This is a genomic window from Andreprevotia lacus DSM 23236 (assembly GCF_900176275.1).
GTDB classification, from domain to species: Bacteria; Pseudomonadota; Gammaproteobacteria; order Burkholderiales; family Chitinibacteraceae; genus Andreprevotia; species Andreprevotia lacus.
Genome location: NZ_FWXD01000014.1, coordinates 1 through 24,890, shown reverse-complemented (window position 1 = coordinate 24,890; position 24,890 = coordinate 1). Strand labels below are relative to the sequence as shown.

The 24,890-nt window shown below is 63.5% G+C and carries 25 protein-coding genes, 1 pseudogene and 1 riboswitch; of the genes and pseudogenes, 15 read left to right on the top strand and 11 right to left on the bottom strand.

The features are described 5' to 3' along the window. Positions 1–428: 428 nt before the first annotated feature. A complete protein-coding gene (locus B9A19_RS12535) occupies positions 429–707 on the bottom strand; it encodes a hypothetical protein (protein ID WP_084091143.1) in 279 nt (92 codons plus the stop codon). A gap of 56 nt (positions 708–763) precedes the next feature. Continuing rightward, positions 764–1,069 carry an antitoxin Xre/MbcA/ParS toxin-binding domain-containing protein gene (locus tag B9A19_RS12530; protein ID WP_084091142.1) on the bottom strand — a complete coding sequence of 102 codons (306 nt, stop codon included), beginning with the start codon at positions 1,067–1,069 and terminating at the stop codon, positions 764–766. A gap of 410 nt (positions 1,070–1,479) precedes the next feature. Between B9A19_RS12530 and B9A19_RS12525 the strand changes: the two genes are divergently transcribed. From B9A19_RS12525 to B9A19_RS12505, 5 genes are all read left to right on the top strand, one after another. Next, positions 1,480–2,211, top strand: coding sequence for a MotA/TolQ/ExbB proton channel family protein (locus B9A19_RS12525; protein WP_084091141.1), 732 nt, complete (start codon positions 1,480–1,482; stop codon positions 2,209–2,211). Between the two features lies 1 nt (position 2,212). Further along, positions 2,213–2,671 (top strand): ExbD/TolR family protein, encoded by a 459-nt coding sequence (locus tag B9A19_RS12520; RefSeq protein WP_084091140.1) that lies wholly within the window; start codon positions 2,213–2,215, stop codon positions 2,669–2,671. A gap of 179 nt (positions 2,672–2,850) precedes the next feature. Next, complete coding sequence (locus B9A19_RS12515) at positions 2,851–4,866, top strand: site-specific recombinase (RefSeq protein ID WP_084091139.1); 2,016 nt, start codon at positions 2,851–2,853, stop codon at positions 4,864–4,866. Then, positions 4,856–5,449 (top strand): 2OG-Fe(II) oxygenase, encoded by a 594-nt coding sequence (locus B9A19_RS12510; protein ID WP_084091138.1) that lies wholly within the window; start codon positions 4,856–4,858, stop codon positions 5,447–5,449. Before B9A19_RS12515 ends, B9A19_RS12510 begins: the two co-directional genes overlap by 11 nt. 73 nt (positions 5,450–5,522) lie before the next feature. Then, the gene (locus tag B9A19_RS12505; protein ID WP_176216914.1) at positions 5,523–6,035 is read left to right on the top strand and encodes an outer membrane lipoprotein; all 513 of its coding nucleotides are present in this window, start codon (positions 5,523–5,525) and stop codon (positions 6,033–6,035) included. A 63-nt stretch (positions 6,036–6,098) separates the two neighbouring features. Here B9A19_RS12505 and B9A19_RS12500 read toward each other — a convergent pair whose 3' ends face one another. Beyond that, positions 6,099–6,992: a DMT family transporter gene (locus B9A19_RS12500; RefSeq protein ID WP_084091226.1), complete on the bottom strand. Its 894-nt coding sequence runs from the start codon at positions 6,990–6,992 to the stop codon at positions 6,099–6,101. Positions 6,993–7,081: 89 nt separating this feature from the next. On the opposite strand from B9A19_RS12500, the gene B9A19_RS12495 reads away from it, so the two are divergent. Next, entirely contained in the window at positions 7,082–7,864 is a 783-nt protein-coding gene (locus B9A19_RS12495) for an AraC family transcriptional regulator (protein WP_084091137.1), read from the top strand. A gap of 201 nt (positions 7,865–8,065) precedes the next feature. On the opposite strand, the gene metF is transcribed toward B9A19_RS12495, so the two are convergent. The 3 genes from metF to paeA form a co-directional block, all read right to left on the bottom strand. Next, positions 8,066–8,896 (bottom strand): methylenetetrahydrofolate reductase [NAD(P)H], encoded by an 831-nt coding sequence (metF, locus tag B9A19_RS12490; RefSeq protein ID WP_084091136.1) that lies wholly within the window; start codon positions 8,894–8,896, stop codon positions 8,066–8,068. A 125-nt stretch (positions 8,897–9,021) separates the two neighbouring features. Beyond that, positions 9,022–10,422 (bottom strand): adenosylhomocysteinase, encoded by a 1,401-nt coding sequence (gene ahcY / locus B9A19_RS12485; protein WP_444541716.1) that lies wholly within the window; start codon positions 10,420–10,422, stop codon positions 9,022–9,024. 67 nt (positions 10,423–10,489) lie between these two features. Then, positions 10,490–10,591, bottom strand: a riboswitch (S-adenosyl-L-homocysteine riboswitch). A 38-nt stretch (positions 10,592–10,629) separates the two neighbouring features. After that, positions 10,630–11,937 (bottom strand): polyamine export protein PaeA, encoded by a 1,308-nt coding sequence (paeA, locus tag B9A19_RS12480; RefSeq protein ID WP_084091135.1) that lies wholly within the window; start codon positions 11,935–11,937, stop codon positions 10,630–10,632. A 176-nt stretch (positions 11,938–12,113) separates the two neighbouring features. On the opposite strand from paeA, the gene B9A19_RS12475 reads away from it, so the two are divergent. After that, positions 12,114–12,725 carry a lipid-binding SYLF domain-containing protein gene (locus B9A19_RS12475; protein WP_176216913.1) on the top strand — a complete coding sequence of 204 codons (612 nt, stop codon included), beginning with the start codon at positions 12,114–12,116 and terminating at the stop codon, positions 12,723–12,725. 46 nt (positions 12,726–12,771) lie between these two features. Here B9A19_RS12475 and B9A19_RS12470 read toward each other — a convergent pair whose 3' ends face one another. Continuing rightward, on the bottom strand, positions 12,772–14,355 hold the full coding sequence (locus B9A19_RS12470; RefSeq protein WP_084091133.1) for an NAD(P)-binding protein: 1,584 nt from the start codon (positions 14,353–14,355) through the stop codon (positions 12,772–12,774). After that, entirely contained in the window at positions 14,352–15,860 is a 1,509-nt protein-coding gene (locus B9A19_RS12465; RefSeq protein WP_084091132.1) for a polyamine aminopropyltransferase, read from the bottom strand. The genes B9A19_RS12470 and B9A19_RS12465 overlap by 4 nt, the downstream gene beginning before the upstream one ends. A 66-nt stretch (positions 15,861–15,926) precedes the next feature. On the opposite strand from B9A19_RS12465, the gene B9A19_RS12460 reads away from it, so the two are divergent. The 5 genes from B9A19_RS12460 (at position 15,927) to speD (ending at position 19,479) form a co-directional block, all read left to right on the top strand. Further along, positions 15,927–16,316 (top strand): DUF350 domain-containing protein, encoded by a 390-nt coding sequence (locus B9A19_RS12460; protein ID WP_084091131.1) that lies wholly within the window; start codon positions 15,927–15,929, stop codon positions 16,314–16,316. A 94-nt stretch (positions 16,317–16,410) separates the two neighbouring features. Continuing rightward, complete coding sequence (locus B9A19_RS12455; protein WP_084091130.1) at positions 16,411–17,460, top strand: SPFH domain-containing protein; 1,050 nt, start codon at positions 16,411–16,413, stop codon at positions 17,458–17,460. Positions 17,461–17,466: 6 nt separating this feature from the next. Then, positions 17,467–18,921 carry a DUF4178 domain-containing protein gene (locus B9A19_RS12450; protein ID WP_084091129.1) on the top strand — a complete coding sequence of 485 codons (1,455 nt, stop codon included), beginning with the start codon at positions 17,467–17,469 and terminating at the stop codon, positions 18,919–18,921. Further along, positions 18,921–19,085 carry a hypothetical protein gene (locus B9A19_RS23075; RefSeq protein WP_176216912.1) on the top strand — a complete coding sequence of 55 codons (165 nt, stop codon included), beginning with the start codon at positions 18,921–18,923 and terminating at the stop codon, positions 19,083–19,085. Before B9A19_RS12450 ends, B9A19_RS23075 begins: the two co-directional genes overlap by 1 nt. A 16-nt stretch (positions 19,086–19,101) precedes the next feature. After that, positions 19,102–19,479, top strand: a complete 378-nt coding sequence (speD, locus tag B9A19_RS23070; protein ID WP_139798816.1) for an adenosylmethionine decarboxylase — start codon at positions 19,102–19,104, stop codon at positions 19,477–19,479. Here speD and B9A19_RS12440 read toward each other — a convergent pair. Both B9A19_RS12440 and metK read right to left on the bottom strand, forming a co-directional pair. Next, positions 19,473–19,799, bottom strand: coding sequence for a rhodanese-like domain-containing protein (locus B9A19_RS12440; RefSeq protein WP_084091127.1), 327 nt, complete (start codon positions 19,797–19,799; stop codon positions 19,473–19,475). The two genes, speD and B9A19_RS12440, sit on opposite strands and share 7 nt — an antisense overlap. Positions 19,800–19,856: 57 nt before the next feature. Beyond that, positions 19,857–21,026: a methionine adenosyltransferase gene (gene metK, locus B9A19_RS12435; protein WP_084091126.1), complete on the bottom strand. Its 1,170-nt coding sequence runs from the start codon at positions 21,024–21,026 to the stop codon at positions 19,857–19,859. 78 nt (positions 21,027–21,104) lie between these two features. Between metK and B9A19_RS12430 the strand changes: the two genes are divergently transcribed. The 3 genes from B9A19_RS12430 (at position 21,105) to B9A19_RS12420 (ending at position 24,501) form a co-directional block, all read left to right on the top strand. Continuing rightward, entirely contained in the window at positions 21,105–21,983 is an 879-nt protein-coding gene (locus tag B9A19_RS12430) for a lysophospholipid acyltransferase family protein (protein ID WP_084091125.1), read from the top strand. Next, positions 21,980–22,882 carry an LpxL/LpxP family acyltransferase gene (locus B9A19_RS12425; RefSeq protein ID WP_084091124.1) on the top strand — a complete coding sequence of 301 codons (903 nt, stop codon included), beginning with the start codon at positions 21,980–21,982 and terminating at the stop codon, positions 22,880–22,882. The genes B9A19_RS12430 and B9A19_RS12425 overlap by 4 nt, the downstream gene beginning before the upstream one ends. Positions 22,883–22,959: 77 nt before the next feature. Then, positions 22,960–24,501, top strand: coding sequence for a patatin-like phospholipase family protein (locus tag B9A19_RS12420; protein ID WP_084091123.1), 1,542 nt, complete (start codon positions 22,960–22,962; stop codon positions 24,499–24,501). 57 nt (positions 24,502–24,558) lie between these two features. On the opposite strand, the pseudogene B9A19_RS12415 reads toward B9A19_RS12420, so the two are convergent. After that, positions 24,559–24,890, bottom strand: a pseudogene (locus tag B9A19_RS12415) (IS4 family transposase); the annotation flags it as partial.

The following is a 24,890-nucleotide window of genomic DNA, read 5'->3' as shown; positions in this document are numbered from 1 at the left end:
TTATTTCGCGCTTGCGTTCGGGGTAGTTCGGGATGGAGCGCAAGGCGCAGAACGCGCCGCGGTACGGGTACCGCAAGCGGTTTGCAACGCAGCGAACCGCCCGAAAAACCCCGAACCCGCAGGGCTGGGCCGCAAAGAGGCCATCTACGGCGTTACGCGCCTTGGCAATAACCGGTTATTGCCTGCGTTGCGTGCCTTGTAGCTGACCTCTTTGCGGCCCAGCGCAAGCGCGAAATAAGTGTTAACAGGCCCTAGGGAATACCCGTAGCCGGTGTCTCCGCGCTATGCAGCAGCGCTTTGCCAACGGGCGGCACGGCATGGTTCAGGCGCAGCCGGGCACCAGGGGAGCAAGCAGCTTTCAGTCAGTCTGCACGGCGGGGGCAGGTTCGCCAGCGGCACCAAACCAGCTTGCTGACGACCGGAGGGGATCAGCTGTCGGAGGCGGGCTCAAGCTGCTGGCGCAGCCAGTCCAGCAGTTCGTCTGCCGGCATGTGCAGCGCCTCGGCGCGCTGCTGGATCAGGAGCAGCGCCTGGCGGCGGGCGGCCTGGCGGGCAATGCGCTGCTGGTTGGCCTGTTCTTCCTGTTGCTTGAGCGCTTGCCAGTCATCGGCTGGCGGCGGCGCAGCCGCAGGCGCTTCCGGCTCGGTGCGGAACAGCACCGACGGGTGGTCGGTGGGTTTGACTTCGGCTGGCCATGTGAATTTCATTGCGGTCGCAGGCCTTGGTTGGCGATCAGGCAAAAGGGCTTGCTGACATTATCCGCCTAAAATCGCTTTTTTTGCTGCATTTTTGTAAGGATTGTTTGCGCCAGCTCCACACCATCCGGCTGGTACAACAGGCTGGCTGGCGTGGCGCCGTTCAGCGTGCTTTCCGGGTTGCGGAACCAGGCCACGGCGCTGTGCAGGTCGCCCAGCACGCTTTCGGCGTGCTCGACCACGTTCAGCCACGGCAACAGCTCGTGCGGCGCGTTCTCGGCGAGCATCATCAGCTCGGCGCGCAGCTCGGGTTGATCGGCCAGTTGCTCGTCCAGTTCCTGGGCGATACGGAGGATTTTCAGGTGATGTGCCATTGACGATCTCGGTGCTGCCGGGAGCAGCGCCGGCCACCATGCCGGAACACGCTGCGGCCCCCGTCTTCCAATTATGGTCCTGCCGCGCAAAAACCACAGGCGGCCGGCCTGCCGGTGGTCGGCAAACAACCGGCGTAGATCGTTGACCGGGCTGGGGGGCGTTGGCGTCTGCAACCCCCCATCGGTGCTGCCGACGGACAGTCTGCGGCGGTGGGGCTGCCCGGCAAATGACGTTTGGGCAGTGTTCCCCAAGGCGGGAGCAAGCAGGTGCCTTGCTTTGCGCGGCGATGCAATGCATTGTTTCAGCGCGGGTTTGTACGCGTGTCGGACTTGTTAATTGATAACGATTCGCATTAAACTGCCGGTTTTATTTTCATTGAAATGCGCCTGGCGCAGCTGGACGATCAGACATGGAACAAAATCCTTACGGTATTGCGGCGATGTGGGCACAGGGCGATGTGGTGACCCGTGGGGTGGCCGTGTTGCTGATGCTGATGTCCATTGCCTCGTGGTGCGTGATCGTGCTCAAGGCTGTGCGCCTGGTAAAGCTGCGCAAGCAGGCGCGCGCCGCCAGCCACGATTTCTGGCACCAGCGCGACTTTGCCGCCGGTCTTGCCACGCTGGGCGATACCCGCCACGACAATCCCTTCCGCAGTCTGGCGGAAGAAGGTGCCGATTCGGTGGCCCACCACGCGCAGAACAAGAGTGATCTGCACGGTGCGCTGAATGTCAGCGACTGGGTGACCAGCAACCTGCGCCGCGCCATCGACGATGCATCGCAGGTCATGGTGTCCGGTATGGCCATACTGGCTTCGGTGGGCTCCACCGCGCCGTTCGTGGGGCTGTTCGGTACCGTCTGGGGCATTTATCACGCACTGGTCAGCATCGGCGTCTCCGGCCAGGCCGGCATCGACAAGGTGGCTGGCCCGGTGGGCGAGGCGCTGATCATGACCGCCTTCGGTCTGGCGGTCGCCATCCCGGCCGTGCTGGGGTACAACGCCATCAGTCGTGGCAACAAGTCCGTGCTGGCACAGCTCAACCGCTTTGCGCACGACCTGCACGCCTACTTTGTCACCGGTGCGCGCGTCGGCAGCCATGGCAGCACGCCGGCGCCGGCACTGAACGTGGTCGGGGGGCGCTGAGATGGCTTTCGGCACGCTCGACGACGACGGCGATGACGTGATGAATGAAATCAACATGACGCCGCTGGTCGACGTCATGCTGGTGCTGCTGATCATCTTCATGATCACCATGCCGGTGCTGTCCAACCAGATCAAGCTTGATCTGCCGCGCGCCGCGGCCTCGCCGCCCGATCAGAAGAAACCGCTGGTGCTCAATGTGGCCATCGATGCCAACGGCCAGCGCTGGCTGGACGGCAAGCAGATCAGCGAGGCCGATCTGGAAGCACGCTTCAAGACGGCGGCTCCGCAGCAGCCGCAGCCCGAGCTGCATCTGTCGGCCGACCGCAATGCGCGCTACGAGCTGGTGGCACAGACCATGGCCATGGCGCAGCGCGATGGCCTGGGCCGCATCGGTTTCGTCACCGATCCGTCCGGCCAGATGACCGGCTTGACCACGGGCACGCCTGCGGCGCCACACTGATAGACTCTGCCGCGGCATGCATCATGCCGAATAGACAACAGGCCGCCCGCAAAGCGGCCTGTTGTTTATTCCCGTTGGCATTCTTGCCTCGACGCTCCTGCCGGCTTGCGGCATGCTTGCCGCCAATGCCGGCCCTGCTTGCAAGGTGCAAGCCCGCCTGCCCACAGAGAGGAACTGCCATGGAAGCCATTCTGCGCGACATGACAACCACCAGCAGCGAAACGCGTGCATTCGAGCTGCTGCGCGATTTGATCGACGCGATCCGCCCCCGTGACGTCAACGATGCCCAGGCCGCCATCAATGGTGTGCAGGCGCTTACCTATCTGCTCGAAGCGCATGTCGAGTATCGCGCTGCGCTGCGCGCCCACTTGCTGCACCTGCTGGCCACGCGCCGGCAGGTCAGCCTGTATACCGATACCGGCGTATTCTCGAACGAGAGCTTTTTCAGCGCGCTGGTCAAGCGCATCGGCCACCGCCTGCTGCCGCCGGTATTCAATCCGGCATCGCTCAAAGACCTGTTTGGCGCGATGTTCCACCGCAAGAACGACTATGTGTGGCTGGAGGCGATTCCGCGCGAGGTCTGGCTGGATCTGGGCCGCTCGCTGCACATGGGCGAGGAAACCGATCAGGACAGCATCAACCAGACCCGCTTGCAGGCGCTGGAGGCCGCGCAAGTGCTGTCGTGCCGGTTGTCGGCCATCGGTGTCGAGCCGGAGATCATCCAGAACCACCCGGATGGCGACCGCTTTGAATCGCCCTTCGTGCGCCAGAACGTCGAAACGCTGGCTTATATCGAGGGCTACCGGCAGGACATGATCGAAAAGCGCCTGCCGGATGAGGACGTCAAACCCATCCTGGTGCTGCTGGATCAGTGCGAGGCCTTTGTCAGCCGCGTGCGCAAGAGTGCAGCGCGCAACGGCGTGTCGGTCAGCCTGACTTATCACTTGCTGCGTATCAGCCAGCATATCGAGCGCTTGCGCACCGTGCTGCTGCTGCTCGATCCGGCCTCGTCGCCGGAAAAAGCCGACCTGATGATCGATGCGGCGCTGACCTTTGTACGCGCCGAGAATCGCCGCTATGCGCTGCGCGATGTGTTTGCCGAAAACACCGAGCTGCTGGCGTTGCAGGTCACCGAGCACGCCAGCCATACCGGCGAGCACTACATTGCCGATACGCGTGCCGAGTGGGGGGCCATGTTCCGCTCGGCAGCCGGCGCGGGCTTCGTAGTCGGCTTTATGGCGCTGTTCAAACTGTTGATCGGCAAGGCACACCTGCCCATGCTGCTGGAAGCACTCGCCTTCGGCCTCAATTATGCGTTCGGCTTCATGCTGATCCACATGCTGCATTGCACGGTGGCCACCAAGCAGCCGGCGATGACGGCGGCACGCATTGCCGGCGCCATCCACCAGACCACCCGGCAGGGCAAGAAATCGGTGCAGCTCGATACCCTGACCGAGCTGATCGTGAAAGTGGGGCGCACGCAGTTTGTCGCCATCCTCGGCAACGTGGTGGTGGCCATGCCGGTGGCACTGCTGATCGCGCTGGCATGGAAATACGGCGTGGGCACGCCGGTGATCGACGCCGACAAGGCCGACCACCTGCTGCATGACCTCAACCCGGTGGCCAGTCTCGCGCTGTTCCATGCCGCCATTGCCGGCGTGTGCCTGTTCCTGTCCGGGTTGATCTCGGGTTACTACGACAACAAGGCCATCTACAACCAGATTCCGCAACGCATTGCCGCGCTGCCGTGGCTGAACAAGCTGGCGGGCGAGGCGCGCACCTTCCGCATCGCGCGCTATATCGAAAACAACCTGGGCGCGCTGGCCGGCAACTTCTATTTCGGCATGATGCTGGGCGTGATCGGCACCATAGGCGTGCTGCTGGGGCTGCCAATCGACATCCGGCATATAACTTTTTCTTCTGCTTATCTATCCTACTCAGAAGTTACCTACAACTTTGGACTGGATTGGCAGGTGGTGCTGGTGTCGGTGGCCGGCATTGCGCTGATCGGCCTGACCAACCTGCTGGTGAGTTTCTCGCTGGCGCTGTGGGTGGCGCTGCGTGCGCGGCGGCTGAGCCTGGTCAACGCGCGACCGCTTGCCGGCAAGCTGTTCCGCCACTTCCTGAGCCGGCCGGGTGATTTCTTTGTGCCGCCGCAGCCGGTGGCCGAGGGGGAAAAGCAGGATGCACGCTGACCTGTACACCGCGATTGCCGATGCACTGGCCGGGCAGGGCTGGATTGCACTACCGGGTTTTCTGTCCGAAGCCGAAGCAGCCGCGCTGCTGGCGCATGCACGCGAGCGGCGCGAGGGTTTCAGTCGTGCCGGCATCGGCCGGGAAGGGCTGCACCAGCTCAACGCGGCCATCCGCAGTGATGAAGTGCTGTGGCTGGACAAGGAAGACGCCGCCGACCAGCTGGCCCTGATGCGGCTGGAAGCGGTGCGCGAAATGCTCAACCGCGATCTTTATCTGGGCCTGGTCGAACTCGAATGCCATCTGGCTGTCTATCCGGAGGGCAGTTTTTATGCGCGGCATATCGATCAGCACCGCAATCAGGACACGCGCGTGGTCACCATCGTGCTGTACCTGAACCCGGACTGGCAGCCCGAGCACGGCGGCCAGTTGCGCCTGTATCTGGACGACGGCAGTCATCAGGACATCCAGCCCGAGGCTGGCAAGCTGGTGGTGTTCATGTCCGATCGCTTCGAGCACGAGGTGTTGCCCGCAAGGCGCGAGCGCTGGTCGCTGACCGGCTGGTTCCGCCGCCGCAAACTGTGACTTTATTTACTGCTTTCGCCGGTTCAGCGGCGTAGCATGATCGTATCCCCTCGTGGGTTTTCGGAGCAAGATCATGAAGATAACCAGCCTGATCCCGGCGCTGCTGCTGGGCGCCATGCTGGCTGGCTGCGCCAGCGACTCGGCCAACGTCTACAGCAAGGACCAGATGCGCCAGCTGGCTACCGTGCAGTCCGGCGTGGTCGACAATGTGCGCAGCGTGAAGATGCAGAACCCATCCGGCGTGGGCGCCGCAGCGGGCGGCGTGATCGGCGGCGTGGCAGCCGGCGGCAATATCGGTGGTGGTAACGGCCAGATCGTCAGCGGCATTCTGGGCGCCATCATCGGCGGCATCATCGGCAACACCATTGAAAAGAACGTGAACAGCTCGGATGCACTGGAGCTGACCGTACGGCTGAGCAACGGCCAGCGCGTGGTGGTGGTGCAGGAGGCCGACGTGCAGTTCCAGCTTGGCCAGTGCGTGGACGTGATTTCCAACGGCCGCTCCAGCCGTGTGGCCCCGGCAGCACGTTGCGATGGCGATACCCCGCCGGCCAAGAAGACCAGCAATACCGTCACGACGTTCTGAGTTTGAACTCAAGACACGCAAAAACGCCGGCAGCTGCCGGCGTTTTTCTTTGGTGCTTCCGCTTCAGGCCGGCTTGCTGGCCACCACTGGTGGTGCCGCCAGCTTGCCGCGTTCGGCCCAGTAGACCCCGGCCAGCGTCAGCGCACCGCCCAGCCACAGCGATGCGGGCAGCGGCTCGTGCAGCACCAGCGCGGCCAGCAAGGCGGTCAGCGGTGGCAGCAGGTTGAAGTACAGCGTGGTGCGCGCCGGCCCGAGCAGGGTCACGCCGCGCATCCAGGCCAGCGGCGCCGCCATTGATGCCAGCACGCCGGCATAGGCGATCAGTGGCAGGCTGGCCGCCGTGACGCCCACGCGTGGGGTCAGCAGATACAGCGGCAGCAGCAGCAAGATGGCAAACACGATCTGCACATAGGTCATCTGCAAGGCCGGCAGTGGCACCTGCCAGCGCTTGAGCAGCACGCTGTAAATGCCATAGGCCAGGGTGGCGACCAGCATCATTGCATCACCCGTGCCGATGCCGTGCGCCAGCAAGGCCGCCAGATCGCCCTGCGAAATCACGATCAGTACGCCCAGCAAGGACAGTACGCCGCCCAGCAGCATGGGTGTGCCGGCCGGCTGGCGCAGCACGATGCTGGACAGCAGCATGGTCATCAGCGGCATCAGCGCCAGAATGATGCCCATATGGCTGGCATTGATCATGTGCGCCGCGTAGTAGGCCAGGCTTTGATAGACCGCCATGCCCAGTGTCCCCAGTACCGCCAGCTTGCCCAGTTGCGGGCGGATGGCGGCGCGGTTGCGCCACACCACCGGCAGCATGAACGGGGTGAACAGTAGCCCGGCCAGCAGCCAGCGATAAAAGCCGATCTCGGCCGGGCCGATGCGGGTGGACGCCAGCTTGTTGACGATGGTGTTGCCAGACCAGATCAGCACGGCCAGCAAGGGAAAGAGGGAAGGCATGCGCAACTCCTGCGGAATGCCGGTATTTTCAATCTGTCCGTAATGCGGCATATAGTGAATTCCGGACAAGCTGCCATTCAAAACGGACGATGCGTCATCACTTGCACGATCTGGGCATCAAGGTGCTGTTGCCCTGCCCGGTCTATTTCCGCTACGACGAATTCCCTGCCGATACGCATTATGCGGCGCACAGCCACGACTGGGGCCAGCTCAACTACGTGGCGCGCGGTGTGATGCAGCTGGAGATCGACGGCCAGCGCTTTCTGTCGCCGCCACACTACGCGGTGTGGATACCGCCCAACGCATCGCACAGCAGCTACAACGCGCAGGCGCTGGTCTATCGTTCGGTCTATCTGGCGCGCGAGCTGTGCGGCGCCTTGCCGGCCAAGGCGTGCACCCTGGCGATCAGCCCGCTGCTGCGCGCGTTGCTGGATGACTTTGCCGTGCGCGATGTGGCCATACCCAAGAGCGACGCCGATTTGCGGCTGGCGCAGGTGCTGGTCGATCAGCTCGCGCTGGCGCCGGTCGAAACGCATTTCCTGCCGCTGCCGAGCTCGCCGGTGCTGACCAGGCTGCTGCAACGGCTGCAGGATGACCCGGCCGATACCCGTACCCAGCATGAACTGGCGGCGGAGCTGGGCATGACCGAGCGCACGCTGGCACGCTACTGTCAGCGCGAGCTGGGCATGAGCCTGGGTGACTGGCGGCAACGGCAGCGCTTGCTGCATGCCATCAGCGCGCTGGAGTCGGGCCGCACCATACAGCAGATCGCTTTTGACCTTGGCTACAGTACGGCCTCGGCATTCAGCGCGATGTTCCTGCGCCAGGCTGGCTGTACGCCGGAGCAATACCGCGCCGGCCTGCGCGCATGAGGAGCGGCCTTGCGCCCAATTGCACGATGAATCAGCCGCTGACGAGCATCAGCGAGGCTCCCTCGCGGCGGCGAGGGCGGGGGCGTGGGATCGATTCAGTGGGGAGCGCAGCGGGTTCGCTTGCCCAAACATGCGAGAACCCGGCTTGGCCGGGTTCTTGATGCCGGTGTATTTACAGCGGCAGGTTCGATGGCCAGGCGCTCACAACCCCAGGCGCTGCCACACCGTCGATACCGCGCCAGCGGCATTGAGCGTGTAGAAATGCAGACCCGGCGCGCCGTTCTGCAGCAGGCGGTCCGACAGCTCGGTAACGAAATCGAGGCCGAAGGCGCGGATCGACGCTGTATCGTCGCCGAACGACGCGAGCCGCAGCCGCAGCCAGCGCGGGATTTCGGCACCGCAGATATCCGAGAAACGCGCCAGCTGCGCAAAGTTCTGGATCGGCATGATGCCCGGCACGATGGGGATGTTCACCCCGCGCGCCTGCACTTCATTCACGAAGTGGAAATAGGCATCGGCATTGAAGAAATACTGCGTGATGGCCGAATCGGCGCCGGCATTCACCTTGTTCACGAAGTTGCGCAGGTCTGCCTCGGCATTCTGCGATTGCGGGTGGTATTCGGGGTAGGCGGCCACTTCGATATGGAACCAGTCGCCATGCTGCTCGCGGATGAAGGCCACCAGCTCGTTGGCGTAGCGGAATTCGCCTACGTCAACCATGCCGCTGGGGATATCGCCGCGCAGCGCCACGATATGGCGGATGCCGTGGTCACGGTAGCGCTGCAGGATCTCGGCAATGCTGGCGCGCGAGCTGCCGATGCACGACAGGTGCGGCGCAGCGGCAAGGCCGTCCTTGCGGATATCGAGCACGGCATTCAGCGTACCTTCCTGCGTGGTGCCGCCGGCGCCGAAGGTCACCGAGAAAAACTGCGGTTTGAACTGGGCCAGCTGCTGGCGCGTGATGCGCAGTTTTTCCGCGCCCTCGGGGGTCTTGGGCGGGAAGAATTCAAAACTGAAAGTAGGAGCGCTCATGCAGCGTGCCCTTGAAATGCGTTGGATTGAATGATGGTAACAGCCGGCACGCGGGTGCGTGGCCGGCCGTACTCAGTGCAGCATGAATCGTGCTCATGCCCCGGCTGGCCGGGGCAGGGCGGCGATCAATAGCGGTAGTGTGCCGGCTTGTACGGGCCGTCCTTGGAGACGCCGATATATGCGGCTTGCTCGTCGCTCAGCGTGGTCAGCTTGGCGCCGATTTTCTTCAGGTGCAGGCGGGCCACCATTTCGTCCAGGTGCTTGGGCAGCACGTATACGCCGACCGGGTATTGCTCCAGCTTGGTGAACAGCTCGATCTGCGCCAGTACCTGGTTGGCAAACGAGTTGGACATCACGAAGCTCGGGTGGCCAGTGCCGCAGCCCAGGTTCACCAGACGGCCTTCGGCCAGCAGGATGATGCGCTTGCCGTCAGGGAATTCGATGTGGTCAACCTGCGGCTTGATGTTGTCCCAGTTGTACTGGCGCAGGCTGGCGACTTCGATTTCCGAATCAAAGTGGCCGATGTTGCAGACGATGGCGTTGTGGCGCATGCGCTTCATGTGATCGTGCGTGATCACGCCGACGTTGCCGGTGGTGGTGACGAAGATGTCGGCCTGATCGGCGATTTCTTCCATCAGCACCACGCGATAGCCTTCCATGGCCGCTTGCAGCGCGCAGATCGGGTCGATTTCAGTCACCCACACGGTGGCGCCCAGGCCGCGCAGCGATTGCGCACAACCCTTGCCCACATCGCCATAGCCCAGCACCACGGCAACCTTGCCGGCGATCATCACGTCGGTGGCGCGCTTGATGCCGTCCACCAGCGATTCGCGGCAGCCGTACAGGTTGTCGAACTTGGACTTGGTCACCGAGTCGTTGACGTTGATGGCCGGGAAGGCCAGCTTGCCCTGCTCGTGCATCTGGTACAGGCGGTGCACGCCGGTAGTGGTTTCCTCGGTTACGCCCTTGATCGCGGCCAGACGGGTGGAATACCACTTCGGGTCTTTGGCGATCTGCGCCTTGATGGCGGCGTACAGCACGGTTTCTTCTTCGTTGGTCGGCTGGCCGACCAGGCTGATGTCCTGCTCGGCACGTGCGCCCAGATGCAGCAGCAGCGTGGCATCGCCGCCGTCGTCCAGGATCATGTTGGCATATTCGCCGTTGCCGAAATCGAAGATGCGGTGGGTGAATTCCCAATACTCTTCCAGCGATTCACCCTTGTAGGCGAATACCGGCGTGCCGGCCGCAGCGATGGCCGCAGCGGCATGATCCTGCGTCGAGAAGATGTTGCACGATACCCAGCGCACCTCGGCGCCCAGTGCCTGCAGTGCCTCAATCAGCACGCCGGTCTGGATGGTCATGTGCAGCGAGCCGGCAATGCGCGCGCCCTTCAGCGGCTGGCGTGCACCGTATTCGTCGCGCACGGCCATCAGGCCCGGCATTTCGGTTTCGGCGATGTTCAGTTCCTTGCGGCCCCAGGCGGCAAGGGAAATATCGGCAACGTGATAATCGTTGAATTCAGCCACAGTGCATGTCCTTAGCATGTGGCCGGGGGGATGCGGCTCACCCGTCATCCCGCGCCCGGCACGGGTTGAAAGATGAGCGCCGTTGAAGCGCCAGCCGTGTGGGCCGTCGCAGGAAATCCGAGCCTGGGGGCGATCGGTAGATCGCAGCCTCGCAGCGCTCCTCGGAAGTGGGCGGGATTATAAAGCCATTGACGACACTTTGCCGAGTCAGCCGCCAACCGGCAGCCGGGTTACCAGGATCTGGTCGATGCGGTGATGGTCGATATCGACCACCTCGAAGCGATAGCCGGCGCAATCAATGGCCTCTGCCTTGCGCGGCATGCGCTTGAGTTGCACCATCAAAAAGCCGGCCAGCGTCTCGTACATTTCCTCGTCCGGGAGCGCATCCAGACTCAGCGCGCGCATCACGTCCTCGATGGGCGTGATGCCGTCGATCAGCCACGAGCTGGCATCGCGCTGCACGATCTGCTCGTCTTCCAGTGGCGCCAGCAGGCCGCCCATCAATTGCCCGGTAACGTCACCCAGCGTGATCACGCCGACCACCAGCGCATATTCGTTGACGATCAGCGCGAAGTCCTCACCGCTTTCCTTGAAGCGTTCCAGCAATTCGGATAGCGATAGCGTATCGGGTACCGCCAGCAAGGGCTGCACGGCCAGCCGGCGCAGGTCTGTCAGCAAGTCTGCCTGCGGCTCGCCCAGCAGTAGCTGCAGCAGGTGCTTGGCATCGAGATAGGCAAAGGCGCTGTCGATGCCGGCCTCGCACAGCAGGTATTTGCTGTGCGGTTCGGCCACGATCTTGGCGCGAATGGCCTCGGGCGCCTCGGTCAGCGCGAAGAACACCACCTGATCACGTGGTGTCATGGCCGAAGTCACCCAGCGCTCGCCCAGCTCGAACAGGTTCTCGATCACCCGGTGCTCCTCCTTGAGCACGGTGCCGGCCACGGTGCCGGCATCGACCATGGCGACGATTTCCTCCGAGGTGATGGCGTCGCTGCGGCTGGCCGGCAGGCCGAACAGGCGGAAGCACAGATTGGCAATGCCGTCGAACAGCCACACCAGCGGTCGCAGCAACAACGCACACAGCAGCATGGGCCGCACCACCAGCAGTGCCATGCGTTCGGGCATCAACAGGCCCAGCCGCTTGGGAATCAGGTCGGCAAACTGGATGAACAGCGTGATGGTGAGCAGGAAGGCCACCAGAAAGCCCAGCCGGCCCGCCAGCGGTTCGGTCAGCCCCGCTGCCAGCAAGGTCTGCGTGACGGCGGGGGTAAAACCCGCCTCGCCGACAATGCCGCCGAGGATGGCCACTGCATTCACGGCCACCTGCACCACGGTGAAGAAGTCACCCGGCTTTTCCTGCAGCGCCAGCACGCGCGCGGCGTTGGCGTTGCCCTGCTCGGCCAGCGCATGCAGCTTGAATTTGCGCGCAGCCGCCAGCGAGATTTCGGCAATCGAGAAAAACGCGCTGGCCAACACCAGCAACAACAGTGCCAACAAGGTCTGGCCCGGACTCATGTCTACTCCCGATACAAGCTACTGCCACTATCGGCTATCCATGCATCACCGTTTGTCCGGCGAAAGCTGGCAGTTATTTTTACCGTAACCGCCCGTCATTTTGACGGATCAAACGCTGGCTCATGAGGACTAACCTAGGTCCACGGGTTCACTGCCCTACACAAAGGAGCTTACGCATGTTTGCCAATCAAACCCTGATCGCCGGTCTTTTGTCGCTTGCCCTTGCCGTACCGGCAATGGCGGTCGATGCACCGCAGTCGAACAACGGCAAGACCGAACAGCAAGCCCAGAAAAGCCCGAGCGAGCGCCGCGCCATCATCCGTGAAAACACCAGGCGCACGCTGGAAGAACTCTACGCTGCGCACCCGGAAGCCAAGGCCGGCATCGAAAAGGCCGCCGGCTATGCGGTATTCCGCACCGGTGGCGTGCAGTTCGTGTTTGCCGGTGCCGGCGGTGGTGAAGGTGAAGCCATCCGCCACGGCAAGGAAACCTTTATGAGCATGGCACAAATCAAGGCCGGTCTGGGCCTTGGTGCCAAGGAAAGCCGGCTGGTGCTGGTGTTCATGAGCGAGAAGGCCTACAACAAGTTCGTAACGTCGGGCTGGGCGTTCTCGGGTGACGCCACCGCTGCTGCCAAGCTGGGCGACTCGGGCGCCGGCCTGAGCGGCGCCGCGCTGATTGCGCCGGAAATCTATGCCTACCAGTTTACCGAGAACGGCCTGACCGCCGAGGTGACGGTGGCCGGCACCAAGTATTTCAAGGAAAAGCGCCTCAACGGTGCCGATTGACCGCTAGCGCTGCTTGAGGATGAAAAGGGGCGCATGGCGCCCCTTTTTATGCCCGCAGGATGCGCCGCGCAGCGGCATCGCCCCACCAGGCGGCCTCCTCAAAGATGGAAAAGCCCGATAGATCGCTGTGGGCAAACTGGATGGGGCCATCGCAGGCACGCAGCGCCGCCAGCCCGGTATTGGATAAAAAGCCCGGCGTGGGCGATGCCATGGCATGGCCGCGTACGGTGATTTCCACCTGTGCCGCGTTCTGCCACAGCTTCCAGCCATACACGGCGGCCAGATCGGTGGCGGCAAGTTGATAGAGATCGTCATCACTGGCCTGTTGCAGCCAGCGGCGCGCCGCCTCGGGCGTGTTGTCGGCCAGCGCGTGATAGGCGGTGAATACCGTTTGCTCGGGCCGTGCGGCACGGATCAACTGGTGTGTGGCTACCACGTAACCCAGGCTGCGGCTGCCGTACACCACGTTGTCCCATGCCAGCGGCACGCCATGCGCCTCGGATGGAAAGTGGTCAAAAGCGAAATTGCTCACCAGCCATGGCGCATGGGGCGGCATATGGGTTTGGGCGTCAAAGCCGAGCGCGCCCATGCCCTCGACCACGTGGATGGCCACATGCAGCGGCATCGCGCAGATCACCCGGCGCGCGTGGATGCGCAACATGCGTTGCTGCTGCGGCTGCCACACCAGCGTCTCGACCTTGCCCTGGCGCTCGCTCACCCTGGCCGCCAACCCCGGCAAGGCGCGCGCGGCGCCGATGCGTTGCTGCATGTAGCGCGCCAGCGGATTCAGCCCGCCCGGCCAGGTCAGCACCGCGTCGTTGTCGGCATTGGCGGCGCGACCGTCGCGGCTGCAGAAGTAATGCAGGCCGGCCCACGCCGAGGTGCGTGCCGAGGTTGCGCCGAAATCATCGCGGCAGGCGTAGTCCAGATACCAGCGCAGTTGCGGTGAGGTATAACCCTCGCGGTCCAGCCAGGCATCGAAGGTGATGCGGTCCAGCGCGCGCCATTGCGGGTCTTGCGAGGCGAGCGCGCTGGGGATTTCGAATATCCGTTTGCCATCGCTGCCGCGCTTTTGCTTGAGCTGATCCACCAGCGCAAAGAAGCGCTTGATCTGCGCGTTCTCGTCCGCATTGCCCGGCTGCAGCAGACCGCTGTGCCACTGGCCGTTTTGATACAGCCGCTCTTCGGGCGCGTGCACCAGAGAGCGTTCGTCGTAATAGGGCGCTGGCGTGCCGGCGCCGCGCTCGATCACCCCCATCTCGGCCAGCAGCTCGCGTACCTGCGTGGCGGCCATGCCGGGTATGGGCAGGTAGTGCGCACCACGCGGGCAATCGGTGCCGGCCAGATGCGCAGCGCTGGCGTTGCCATGGGGCTCGGGGCCGCTCAGCAGCAGAAAGTCCTGGTAGCCCTGCTGCGCCAGCCGCCAGCCAGCCGTGAGGCCCGCGATGCCGCTGCCCAGTATCAGCACATCGGTGTGCAGCTCGGCCGATGGTGCCGGCAGCGCCTTGCGGTCGCGCAGCGCGTGGCCTTCTGCCATGCCGGGGGCGTAGCGGTGGATGGCCAGCCGGGGTGGCAGGGTACAGCCGGCCAGCATGCCGGCCGAAAGCAGCAGGAAGTCGCGGCGCTTCATCGCAGCACGTTATGCCAGTCTTCTTCGAAGTAATGCACCAGCGATTGCGAGTTGAGCCGGTTCGGCTCCACTTGCACCCGCCGCATGTCGGCCGGGAACTGGAACATCAGCCGTGTGCTGTCGGCATCCAGAAAGCGCATCGGCAAGGCGTAGTGCTCGGGCGGCTGGTAATTGGGCGTCTTGCTGAACAGGATGAAGCCCCACTCGCCGAACGATGGCACATAGGCGTGGTAGGGCCAGGTATTGAAGCCCACCTCGCGCAGGGTGGCGTCGATGCACCAATAGCTCTTGGGCGCAAAGTAGGGTGACGTCGATTGCACCACCGCCAGCCCGTGCTCGGCCAGGTGGCGCTGCACCAGCCGGTACATCGGCACCGAATACAGCTTGCCCAGCGCGAAGTTGGTCGGGTCGGGGAAGTCGATGATGATGGCGTCGAAGGTCTCGGCGTTGCCCTCCAGCCATTGCGCTGCATCGGCATTCACCACCGTGGCGCGCTTGTCCTTGAGCGAGCCCTTGTTCAGCGCGGTCAGCATGGGCGCCGTGGAAAACAGCGTGGTCATGGCGGGGTCGAGATCAACCAGGGTCACATGCTCGATATTCGGGTAACGCAGGATTTCGCGCAGTGCCAGCCCATCGCCGCCGCCCAGCACCAGCACGCGCTTGGCCCACGGCAGGCTGGCCAGCACCGGGTGTACCAGTGCCTCGTGATAGCGGTGCTCGTCGCGGCTGGAGAACTGCAGGTTGCCGTTCAGGTACAGGCGCAGGTCGTCATGCCAGCGTGTTACCACCATGCGCTGGTAGCGCGTGGTTTCGGCATGGATCACGTCGTCGCCGAACAGGCCCTTTTCGGCCAAGGTGGTCAGCTTGTCCGAGAAGGCAAACGCAGTCAGCAGCGCCAGCAGCACCAGCCCGGCGCGGCCCAGCTTGCCGGCCAGCTGCGGGATGTCGCGGCGGAAGGCCCAGCAGGTCCACATGGCAACCGCAGCATTGAGCACGCCGAACAACAGCCCGGTGCGCGCCATGCCCAGCTTGGGCGCCAGCACCAGCGGGAACAGCAGCGACACCGCCAGCGCGCCCAGATAATCGAAGGTCAGCACGCGGCTGACCAGCTCCTTGAATTCGGCCTGGCGTGCGTTCATCACCCGCATCACCAGCGGGATTTCCATGCCCACCAGCACGCCGATGCAGAACACCAGCGCATACATCACGCTGCGGAACGGCGCCGAAGCCCACGCAAACACCAGAAACAGCACGGTGGCCGACAGCCCGCCGATCAGGCCGACCAGCAGTTCGATCTCGACAAAGGCCGCCAGCGTGCGCTCTTCCTTCACATACTTGGAAAGGTGCGAGCCCACGCCCATGGCAAACAGATAGCAGCCGATGATGCTGGAAAACTGCAACACCGAATCGCCCAGCAGGTAGCTGGTGAGTGCGCCGGCAATCAGCTCGTACGCCAATCCGCACGACGCCACCACAAATACCGACAGGACAAGAATGCGATCCAAATGCGCTCCGGTAGAATCTGACTTAATATTGACGGCGATTACGCCACATATCGCAAGGACTGCGGCATGTTACAACAGCTCTACGCCTATCTGATCTACCTGATGACCATCTTTGCACTGCTGGCGGTGTTTGCCGTGGTGTATTGCAAGGTCACCCCCATCGATGAGCTGGGCCTGATCCGGCAGGGCAAGGTGGCTGCCGCGCTCAGCTTTGGCGGCGCACTGCTGGGCTTTACGCTGACATTGGCGGCTACGGCCATTTACCATGCCAGCTATCTGCCCTTTCTGGCGTGGGCGGGCGGCGCCATGGTGGTGCAGTTGCTGGCTTATCTGGTGTTGTCGCACGTGATACGCGGCATGAACGAAGCGCTGGAGCAGAACAACGTCGCCATGGGCGCGCTGATCGGCACCGTTGCGCTGGTGGTCGGGATCGCCAACGCGGCCTGCCTGTCCTAGATGGGGCGCTGACAATACCCGCGCGCGCAACACAGCCAGCAGGGCTTTTCTGGCCGCGCTTTATTTCTTCCCAACTGACCTCAGGAGTGTAGTCATGGGTCTCGGTTCATTCATCAAGAAGCAGTTTATAGACGTCCTGCAGTGGAACGAGGACGGCGATGGCGTGCTGTCGTGGCGCTTCCCCATGGAAGGGATGGAAATCCAGAACGGCGGCAGCCTGACGGTGCGCGAGTCGCAACTGGCGGTGTTCATCAACGAAGGCCAGGTGGCCGACGTGTTCGGCCCCGGCATGCACAAGCTCACCACGCAAACGCTGCCGGTGCTCACCTACCTGAAGAACTGGGACAAGCTGTTCGAGTCCCCCTTCAAGAGCGATGTGTACTTCTTCAGCACCCGAGTGCAGCTGGGCCGCAAGTGGGGTACGCCGCAACCGATCACCGTGCGTGATGCCGACTTCGGCATGGTGCGCCTGCGCGCTTTCGGCGTGTATTCGTACAAGCTGGTCGACCCCAAGCTGTTCTTCAGCGAAATCAGCGGTACGCGCGATATCTACACGCGCGATGACCTGGAGCAGCAACTGCGCAATCTGGTGGTGTCATCGATGACCACTGCCATCGGTGGCTCGGGCGTGCCCTTCCTCGACATGGCGGGCAACCAGGGCCTGATGGCGGAAAAGATCAGCGAAGTGCTGGCACCGACCTTTGCCAAGTATGGCCTGGCACTGGACAACTTCGCGGTCGAGAACATCTCGCTGCCGGAAGAACTGCAAAAAGCCATCGATACCCGGATCAGCATGGGCATGGTGGGCGACATGCAGAAGTTCACCCAGTACCAGACCGCACAGGCGATCCCGCTGGCTGCGCAGAACGAAGGCGGCCTGGCCGGTCTGGGCGCCGGGCTGGCTGCCGGCGTGGGTTTTGGCCAGGTGATGGGCAACGCGATGCAGGGTGTGGTCAACCCGCAGGTACAGCAGGCCGCGCCGGTCGTGGCCGCTGCTGGTGTGGCGGCGGCAGCAGCGCCGGCAGCGGCCGACCCGCTGCAGGCCAAGCTGGCGCAGCTCAAGGGTTTGCTGGATCAGGGCCTGATCACGCAGGCTGATTTCGATACCGCCAAGGCGGAAGTCCTCAAGAAACTGATCGGTTAATCCTGCATGTATCGTACCCCTTGCCCTGCCTGTGGCGCCGAGGTCGTATTCCGTTCTGCCGCATCGGTGATGGCGGTTTGCAGTTATTGCCAGAGCACCTTGCTGCGCGATGCGGACAGCGTGCGCGATCAGGGCAAGATGAGTGCGGTGCTGGAGGACTACAGCCGCATCCAGATCGGCACGTCGGGCAACTGGCAGGGCCGCCACTTCAGCGTGGTCGGCCGTATCCAGTTGCGCTACGAGGACGGGCTGTGGAACGAGTGGTACGTCTGGTTCGACGACGGCAGTGCCGCCTGGCTGGCCGATGCATCGGGCCAGTACGTGATGACCAGCGACCTCGGCCCGGCGCCGGACGCGCCGGCGTTCGAATCGCTGCGGCCCGAGGTACGTTACAACCGTGATGGCCGCAGCTTCATCTTCTGCGATGTGCGCACAGCGCGCTGTACCGGTGGCGAGGGCGAACTGCCGTTCCGTGTCGGCGAGGGCTGGCAGGCGCGCGTGGCCGACGCGCGCAGCGGCAAGCAGTTCCTGACGCTGGATTACTCGGATGGCCCGGCCAAACTCTATCTGGGCGAGGCGGTCACGCTGGAAGGCATGCAGTGCCAGCTCACGCGCGAGCCGGACAAGATCGCCGAGACCGCCGGGCGCATGCCGGGGCGCAGCAATGTGCTCGATTGTCCCAGCTGCGGCGGGCCGCTCAAGTATCAGGCTGGCCGCGCCACCCAGATCATCTGTCCGCAATGCCAGGCGCAGGTCGATTGCACCGGCGACAAGGCCGAGGTGCTGCAGAAGGTCACACAGCTGGAGCGCGTGCGCACCACGCTGTCGCCGGGGGACGAGGGCAAGATCGACGGGCTGACGTGGAGCGTGATCGGTGTGCTGCGCTGCAGCGAGCGCGACGACCCGTCATCGCAGTGGACTGAATACCTGCTGTACAACGTCAATCGTGGCTTCCAGTGGCTGGTCGAAACCGCCGAGGGCTGGGAGCGCGTGATGGTGCTGGACGAATGGCCCGAGCGCTTTACCGCGCTGGAGGCCAGCTATCGCCAGCAGGACTACAAGAATCTGTACAACTACGCCGCCGTGGTCAACTACGCCGTTGGCGCGTTCAACTGGCGTGCCAAGGTGGGTGATGTCACGCACATTGCCGACTACACCGGCCCCATGGGCAAGCTGACCAAGGAAAGCACCAGCAGCGAGGCCGGCTGGTCGCTGGCCAAACCGGTGCCGGCGCAGCAGATCGGCCAGTGGTTCGGCAAGGCGCAGGGCAGCATGCCGCAGCCGGCAGAATCCGGCACAAGCGAGTCGCTGAAAGTGGCTTGCATCGTCGCTATCGTGGTGCTGCTGCTGATCAACGTGCCGCTGTGGTTGGCATCCGACGACGGGGACGGCATCTTCTTCGTCACGCTGATTGCCGGCTTTTTGCTGTGGTGGCCGGCTTCAGGGGAGTTCAAGGATTAATGTCGCGTTTTTTTTACGTCATTTATGCCATCGTGGTGGTGCTGGTTTCCACCGGCATCAACGGTTTTCAGACGGGAGCCCACGGCAGCGCCGGTCGTGGCTGGGGCAGCAGCGGCTATCACAGCGGCGGCAGCGGTTGGTCTTACGGCGGCGGGCACAAGTGAGCGCGGGAGTGTGTGCGTGAACGAGGTCGTACATGCCGCCTGCGGGCGGCATTTGTTGCTGGACGCGCACGGTATTGCGCCGGAACGCTTGAGTGATGCAGCCGGCATCGAGGAGGTCTTGCGTGGCGCAGCGGCAGCAGCAGGTGCCACGGCACTATTTGCGCACTTTCATGCCTTTGGCGTCGGCCAGGGCGTGACCGGGGTGTTGCTGCTGATGGAATCACACATCAGCATCCACACCTGGCCCGAGCACGGCTACGCGGCGCTGGACATCTTCATGTGCGGCCATGCGCGGCCCGAGCGTGCGGCCGAGCACCTGCTGGCCGCACTGGCACCGACCTCACACGCGCTGCGTGATGTAGCGCGCGGGCTGGACACCGTTTCCGGTCAATAACGCGGAAAAGCCGGGTCGACCTGATCGGCCCATGCGGCCACGCCGCCGGCCAGATTGAACAACTGCGCAAAGCCGTTGTTACGCTCCAGGAACATCGCCACCTGATAGCTGCGCATGCCGTGATGACAGATCACCACCGTCGGCGCGTCCGGGTCCAGCTCCTGCTGGCGCACCGGAATTTCATTCATCGGGATGTGCGTGATGCCGGGCAGCTGGCACTGGGCGATTTCCCAGCTTTCGCGCACGTCCAGCAGCACGGGTTTTGCGCGACTGTCATCGGCCAGCCAGGCGGCCAGATCGTTGGGGTTCAGTTGTTGCATTGCTGTTTTCCATGAAAAACGGGGTGGCAAGCCACCCCGTATCGTTGCATGCGGCTCTTACAGCTTGGCCGCGTCGGCGCGCAGTGCTTCGGCCTTGTCGGTGCGTTCCCAGCTGAAATCCGGCTCTTCGCGGCCGAAGTGGCCGTACGACGCGGTGCGGGTGTACACCGGGCGCAGCAGGTCCAGCATCTGCACGATGCCCTTCGGGCGCAGGTCGAAATGGCGCTCGATCAGGCCGACGATCTGCTCGTTGGTCAGCTTCGAGGTACCCCAGGTATCGACCATGATCGACACCGGCTTCGATACACCGATCGCGTAGGACACTTGTACCAGACATTGCTTGGCAATACCGGCAGCCACGATGTTCTTGGCGACATAGCGGCCAGCGTAGGCCGCCGAGCGGTCGACCTTGGACGGGTCCTTGCCCGAGAACGCGCCGCCGCCGTGCGGTGCAGCACCGCCGTAGGTATCGACGATGATCTTGCGGCCGGTAAGACCGCAATCGCCCATCGGGCCGCCGATGACGAAGCGACCGGTCGGGTTGACCAGATACTTCGGGTTCTTCAGCCATTCGGCCGGCAGCACCGGCTTGATGATTTCTTCAATCACGGCTTCGGACAATTGTGCGTGCGACACATCCGGGTGGTGCTGGGTGGACAGCACGATGGTGTCGACTTCCAGCACCTTGCCGGTTTCGGCGTCGTAGCGCAGCGTGACTTGCGACTTGGCGTCGGGGCGCAGCCACGGCAGGCGGCCGTCCTTGCGCAGTTCGGACTGGCGCTGCATCAGGCGGTGCGCGTAGTAGATCGCGGCCGGCATCAGTTGCGGGGTTTCGTCGCAGGCATAGCCGAACATCAGGCCCTGGTCGCCCGCACCCTGATCCAGATCCAGCCCCGCGCCTTCGTCCACGCCCTGAGCGATGTCCGGACTTTGCTTGTCATAGGCCACCAGCACGGCGCAGGTCTTGTAGTCGAAGCCGATGTCGCTGTGGTCGTAGCCAATGCGCTTGATGGTGTCGCGCGCGATCTGGATGTAGTCGATATTGGCTGTGGTGGTGATTTCACCCGCCAGCACCACCAGACCGGTATTGACCAGGGTCTCGGCCGCCACGCGCGCATTTTTGTCCTGACTCAGGATGGCGTCGAGAATGGAATCGGAAATCTGGTCGGCAACCTTGTCCGGATGGCCTTCGGAAACCGATTCGGAGGTAAACAGGAATTCTTTCATGGGCGCGCGGGGCTCCTAAGTGTCTTGACGGGCGCAAAGCCGATAAAATCCTGCCTGCTGCCTATTCATGGATACAACATGCTTGTTCGCTTGCTTCGACCGCTGGCCTGGTTGCCGCTGTGGCTGTACCACGCACTGGGCACCTTGCTGGGCTGGCTGGCCTGGGTGCTGGACCCAGCCTATCGCCGGCGCCTGGCCGAGAACCTCGGGCAGTCGAAACTTGCTAAAAATGGCGTAGATTATAACCGGTTGTTGCGGCGCAGTGTGTCCGAGCTGGGCAAGGCGGCGCTGGAAATGCCGGTGCACTGGCTGCGCCCGGCGCAGCGCGTGGCCGATCTGGTGACCGAGCGGCGGGGTTGGGAGCATGTCGAGGCGGCGCTGGCGCGACCCGAGCCCATCATCTTCGTATCGCCGCATCTGGGGGGCATCGAAGCCTGCGGCATCCACATCAGCATGAGCATCGACCGGCAGCTGGCTGCGTTATATCGCCCGCCCAAGATCAAATCGCTGGAGCCCTTGATGCTGGCCTCGCGCGACCGCGAGAAGGGATTGGCCGCACCGGCCAACGCCAAGGGTGTACGCCTGTTGCTCAAAACGCTCAAGGCCGGTCAGACCGTCTATCTGCTACCCGATCAGGCGCCGGGCGGCGGCGATGGCGTCTGGGCGCCGTTCTTCGAGCGGCCGGCCTACACCATGACCTTGTTGCCGAGGCTGGCGCGCCAGTTCAATGCCACCGTGCTGTTCTGTTTTGCCGAACGTCTGGGCTGGGGGCGGGGCTATCGCCTGCATGTGTTGCCCATGCAGTGCGAGTTCGACGGCGATGCGGCAGCTGATGCCGCACGGATGAACGCGCAGATCGAAAACCTGATCCGGTTGGCACCCACGCAATATCTGTGGAGCTACAACCGTTATAAACAGCCAGCGGGTGCACCGGCGGCGCCGGAGCTGCGCACATGACGCGCGCGTTGCTACCCGCGCCGGTACTCAGTTGGCGCGCGCGGCTGCTGGCGTTGCCGTTCCGCGTGCTGGCCTGGCTGCCCATGCCGGTGCTGCGCACGGTTGCAGCGCTCTGTGGCGAGTTGTTGTATCTGCTGGTCAAGCGCCGTCGCCAGATCGGGCTGGTGAATATGCGCATCTGCTTTCCCGGGCTTGATGACGCGGCCCATCGCAGCCTGTTGCGCCGGCATTATCGCGAGCTGGTCAGCTGTGTGCTGAGTTACGGCAAGTTGTGGTTCGGTAGTGCGCGCAGTCTGGAAAAGCTGGTGCATTACGAGGGTTACGAGCACTACAAGGCGGTGCACGGCAAGCAGCCCGTCATCTTGCTGGCGCCGCATTTTCTCGGGCTGGATGCCGGGGGTATCCGCTTGAGCCACGATGTGTGGGGTTGCAGCATGTATTCGGCCTCGCATGAGAACCCGTTCGACGAGCTGTTGCTGGCCGGGCGCAGCCGCTTTGGCCAGACGCTGCTGGTGCGCCGCAACGATGGCATCCGCCCCATCGTCAAGGCGCTGCGCGATGATATCTCGTTCTATTACCTGCCCGACCAGGATCTGGGGCCGCGCGAATCGATCTTTGTGCCGTTCTTTGGCGTGCCGACGGCCACGGTGCCAGCCATGGGCAAGCTGGCACGTTTGTCCGGGGCGGCGGTGGTGCCCATGATCACGACCCTGGAGGGCAATCGCTTTGTCTGCCGCTTCTATCCGGCGTGGCAGGATTTTCCTGCCGGGGATGACGTGGTGGATACCGCGCGCATGAATGCCTTTATCGAAGCGCAGGTGCGCGCATTTCCCAGCCAGTATTACTGGCTGCACCGCCGTTTCAAGACACGGCCGGAGGGCGAAGCGCCGTTCTACTGACGCCAAGGCCGTGTTTCACTGGAATTTCATGCAAGCGTGGCTATTCTTGTTGCAGTGCAAACAACAAGGATCATGCGATGTCGCAACACAAGAAGGCGCTGGTGATCGGCGGTGGCGCCCCGAACATGCCGCTGATGGCTGGCGCGCTGGCGGCCATGCTGCGCCAGAAGGTCGACTTCGACGTGATTTCCACCTCCGGCGCCGGCGCGTTGATCGGCCTGCTCTATGCCGCACCCAAGGGCGGCACGCCGATCGAAGCGCTCGCCAACATCGTGCAGATGGGCGTGGCCGATCCGATCTACAACGCCTACCCGATCAACTACAAGATATTCAACAAGCCCGGCGTGCTGGCCGACCTGTTCCGCCAGCAGCTCAATGCATCGCCCTATGCGCAGCTGGTCGAGCAATTGCATGCCATCAGCCCGGGCTTTCGCATCTGGAGCGACTGGCAGCAACTGATGTGGGCCATTGCCACGCCGAGTGACCTGAGCGCCGATAGCCTGGGCCTCTGCGCGCATGTGCCCTTTGTCGAAGAGGTGGTCGATTTCGCCAGGATGCGCGACTTCAATGGTCATTTCTACCTGAATGCCTACAACCTTGATCGCCACGAAATGACCATCTGGCACGGCAAGGATGTCGATGCCACGCATTTCCGCGCCGCGCTGTCCTTCCCCTTCCTGTACCCGCCGACCGAGCTGCCGGGCAAGGACGGCAAGATCGAGCGCTACATCGAGGGCGCCGCCATCGACACGCTCAACTTCAAGGCGCTGCTGGCCGATCATGGCCCGTGCAGCGATGTCGATACGCTGATCGTGTTCGACGTGCTGGGCGCCGAGCAATTGCTGCGTGCGCCGACCAGCCTGTACGACGCATGGGTGATGTCCATCATCACCCCGCTGACCGAAATCGCCCGCGATGACCTCAAGCTGTTCGAGCTGGTGCACAACCGCAAGCCGGACGGTAGCGCCAAACGCGCGCTGCTGAAGGTACCGTTGCTGAGCAAGGACCTGCCGGCCGAGCGCTGGCAGCAGATGTTCGACTGGTCGTATTCCAATATGCACACGCTGTTCCGCATCGGCTTCGATGTCGGCCTCAAGTTCGCGCAGGAGCATGCCCAGCGCTTGGACATCAGCTACGACCCCTCGGTGCAGCCGTTGCCGGAAGGCTGGGTAACTGCCGACGTGGTCGGCCCGGCCGACGCGGCCAGGTCGCCGGCCAAGCCCCAACCTGGTGCCGCAGTCCGGCCCGCGCCGGCAGCGCAAGCCGTGGCCGCCAAACCTGCTGCGGCAAAACCCGCAGCAGCCAAACCGGTGGCGGCGAAAGCTGCGGCGCCGAAGGCGGCTGCACCCAAGGCAGCGGCTGGCAAGACTGTAAGTGCCAGTACTGCAGCGGCGAAGCCGGTTGCGGCCACCGCCGCTGCGCAGCCATCGGCTGCAGTCAAGCCGGCCCCGAGACCCACCGCCGCAAAACCGGCGGCGGCAAAGCCCGCAGCTCCCAAGACCCCGGCAGCCAAACCCGCCCGCGCCAAGACGGCCACCGCACGCCAGCCGGCAGCAGCCAGGCCGCCTGCCGCTGCGGCAGATGGCACACGCAAGGAAGCCGATCCTGAAGCGGTTTGAGGGAGGCAAGCACTGGCGTAGCAACAAAAAACCCGGCCATGCCGTAATGCCAGTCAGTTAAGCCTGACTGGCATTTTTGTTTGGGTATTTCGCCGAACGCCGTTTGACCACTCGAGGATAAGTCCGCCCCTCGCGCCGAGGCGGCAGCACGAATAACCGTGCCTGTTCAAAGAGCAATGCCAGTCGTTTAGGCAGGTTTCCAGCAGACTCCAAGGGCGCAAAGCGCAGTAGATCGATGATCGCCATCGCTGCAACATGAAAGCCGATTCGCTGCGGGGCCACCTGCAGCTGCTCCGCCATCAGACGCATCAGCCGTCGCAACAAGGTGTAGGCAATCAACACGCCCCACAACTCCTGACGCACCAAGGCCGGTTGCTTGCTGCGCAACA